3 protein-coding genes are annotated in these 3,156 nt (G+C 30.1%); 1 reads left to right on the top strand and 2 read right to left on the bottom strand.

Translation table 11 applies throughout. From position 1 onward, the window contains the following. Window positions 1-266: 266 nt before the first annotated feature. Complete coding sequence (locus tag CN514_RS21525; RefSeq protein ID WP_098234332.1) at window positions 267-569, bottom strand: hypothetical protein; 303 nt, start codon at window positions 567-569, stop codon at window positions 267-269. A gap of 182 nt (window positions 570-751) precedes the next feature. Further along, entirely contained in the window at window positions 752-1,045 is a 294-nt protein-coding gene (locus CN514_RS21520) for a hypothetical protein (RefSeq protein WP_098234331.1), read from the bottom strand. A 426-nt stretch (window positions 1,046-1,471) separates the two neighbouring features. Here CN514_RS21520 and CN514_RS21515 point away from each other — a divergent pair, with 426 nt between their 5' ends. Then, window positions 1,472-2,767 carry a C40 family peptidase gene (locus tag CN514_RS21515; RefSeq protein ID WP_098234330.1) on the top strand — a complete coding sequence of 432 codons (1,296 nt, stop codon included), beginning with the start codon at window positions 1,472-1,474 and terminating at the stop codon, window positions 2,765-2,767. The last annotated feature ends 389 nt before the right edge of the window (window positions 2,768-3,156 follow it).

Here is a 3,156-nt window from a genome sequence, read left to right as displayed (position 1 = left end):
ATTTATCATTATAAAATTGTAAAGAAATAGTATTTGTCGGTAATAAAGAATTAGACATGCAAAGATCCCCCAATAAAAATATAATTATAAGAATAGTACAACAATTATAATCGTATTTCTACAGTGTTTTTTTAACTAGATCATTACAAATCTTAAACAACTATTTTGAATTCATGGAGGATTAAACACTTATATGTACTCATTTTACAAACAAAAAACCACCTCTTTAGTGGTTTTTCCAAGACAGTTTTCTTTAAATAATATACTTATATTTGCTCAAATGGGTCAGGATAATTTTGCTGAAAATACGTTAATAAATCGCTTTTTTTAAGAAGGAGATTCAAACAAATTTGCTGGCTGATCGCAGATTTAAATACAAGTTTATTGCAAAACTGACACTTTTCCTTTTCAATAAAAGCATGTTTAATAGACAAAGGGAAAATCGTTTTTTGTTTTCCGGCTAATAATATGTAGCTTTGATGATTAACTGAAAAGCTTATTTTATAACCATCGTACCCCCCAAGCTTACTAATTACTACGTTTTGAATATCTAAGTCTTGAATCACCATGTGTAATAGCACCTCCGTTTTCAACAAAATATATGACGAAATGCTATTTTTATGTCTCATTATCGTTAAATATTTTCATAAAAAAATAAAAACTACCCAAAAAGTAGTTTTTTATCACGATTTCTTAATTAATTTATTATTTTACTTTGGTCGACGATTGTCAAAAGCCATTTTAGATCTGATTAAAATTGTTCAGAATAATGTTCTTGGAAATAAGCTAATAATTCTTTTCTTCTATTAAATAAAGTTGGACAAACTTGTTGACTAAAATTTGATGGAAAAACTAGTTTATTGCATAGCTGACATGTTCCTTTTTCATTAAAAGTGTGAATTAGAGACAAAGGAAATAATATATTTGTTTTACCGACTAAAAGTACATACTGCTGTTGATTAATTGAAAATCTAATTTTATAGCCTTTATAATCCGTATGTTTTGCAATTTGTATGTTTTCAATATCAAGTTCAAGCTTTGTCACTTTGACTTGCACCTCCAATTAAAGGATAGGATTAAGATTTTAATAGACTTTTTTACGCTTTTATTTCCTAACAACTTGTATTATCTATATTATTAGTTTACTTAACAAAACCTTCTTGAAGCAATAAACTTATCTGTATTTACTAAAAACTATACAGTTTTTCCACGTTGTTAAATAATGAAAGTTTCATATTCTTCCTTGTTTTTTTTAGTAAATTTTGAATATAATTTACTTTTCCGGAAAAATTTAACACTAAATAAGTGAAGATATCTATGAACTTATGTTAGAATTTAAACTAAATGTGATCTCACATTTTAAATAATTTAATTACCAAGTTCATGTAATCTTAGATTTGCCCTTACAATTAAATGAGGTAAGGGATTTTTTCTTTGTTATTTCAGTTATTGGTTAGAGGGAAGGTTAGTAATGAAATCGAAATCAGCAAGTACCTTAATAAAGTTAAATTTGAAAGGAGAAAGAAACAAAAAGCGAACTTTAAACTCATTGGCATTAGTTGGACTTGCTTCAACATTAACAATTCAAATTCCATATAATACTACTGCAGCTGCAGCCTCGATTGATTCCAAGAAAACTCTGCAATCTAGTAAACTTTATTCAAATAATACTATTAGTAAATATAAATCAACCGGTAATGGTGTCCGCGTAAGATCTGGAGCTGGTACTTCTTATCAAATTTTAGGCAGTGTCAATAAAAATCAAAAACTAGATGTCATTTCATTGTCTAATGGTTGGTATAAGATAAAATTTAATGGATCAACAGGATATATCAGTGCGTCTTATGTTGGAAACGTTACCGAATCGACTAATAGTAATAATAATCAAGTGGTCAGTTCGGGTAACTACATTTCTACTGGTAATGGTGTCCGCATAAGATCAGGCGCAGGAACTTCTTATCAGATTTTAGGTAGTGTTAATAAAAATCAAAGATTAGATGTAATCTCAGTTTCTAATGGTTGGTATAAGGTAAAATTTAATGGAGTAATAGGGTATATTAGCGCATCCTATGTTGGAAAAGTTACCGAATCGACTAATAGTAATAATAATCAAGTGGTCAGTTCGGGTAACTATATTTCTACTATTAATGGTTTACGCGTAAGATCTGGGGCTGGAACTTCTTATCAGATTTTAGGTAGTGTTAATAAAAATCAAAAACTAGATGTCATCTCATTATCTAATGGTTGGTATAAGGTAAAATTTAATGGGGTAATAGGGTATATAGGTGCATCTTATGTTGGAAAAGAGACAAGTTCAAATACGACGGATTCAAACAAGGTAGATTCAAGTCAGACAGATTCAAATAAAGTTGATTCAAATAACGCTCAATCATTTGATGTACAAACTTTAATCACCAAATCAAAAAAGTATTCAGGTGTACCTTATATTTGGGGTGGAGAAACTCCATCAGGTTTTGACTGTAGTGGATTTATTTCTTATGTATTCAAAGAATCTGGATTGTCACTTCCTAGAACAAATGTTGCAGGATATTGGTATAATAGTTCTAATTTAAAAACTGTAGATGACTTTCAACCTGGAGATTTAATCTTTTTCCAAAACACTTATACTTATGGACCGTCCCACATGGGTATAGTGATTAATAATAATGAGTTTATCCATGCAAGTAGCAGTTCAGGCGTAACTATTTCTAAAATAAACAATTCATATTGGAACCAACATTTTTTAGGATTTAAAAGATTTAAATAGGTTTTGAAAACACCTTACTTGAAAAAACACCTATCATGGGTGTTTTTTTTCAGCTTGCCGTCATAAAACTTAGTCTAACTTTCTCATAACGGATTCATGAGTATCTATAATCACAAAATGTGGATTTTTCCTTACCCATGACAGGTTCATGAGTATCTATAATTATAAATCGTTGATCATTACTTACTCATAACGGGTTCATGAGTACCTATCATTGCAAAATGTGGACTTTTCCTTACTCATAACGGGTTCATGAGTACCTATCATTGCGAATGTGGATTTTTCCTTACCCATAACGGGTTCATGAGTATCTATCAACGCAAAATGTGAATTTTTCCTTACTCATAACGGGTTCATGGAGGCTAAAGAATCTCGCCCCATGGAAAGCG

The sequence above is a fragment of the Bacillus sp. AFS001701 genome (genome assembly GCF_002559405.1).
Classification (GTDB): Bacteria; Bacillota; Bacilli; order Bacillales; family Bacillaceae_G; genus Gottfriedia.
This window is presented reverse-complemented; position numbering and strand designations above follow the sequence as displayed.

Coding starts and splice junctions, on each gene's coding strand:
- CN514_RS21525 (WP_098234332.1), bottom strand. CDS start 569: ATGGTGATTCAAGACTTAGATATTCAAAACGTAGTAATTAGTAAGCTT.
- CN514_RS21515 (WP_098234330.1), top strand. CDS start 1,472: ATGAAATCGAAATCAGCAAGTACCTTAATAAAGTTAAATTTGAAAGGA.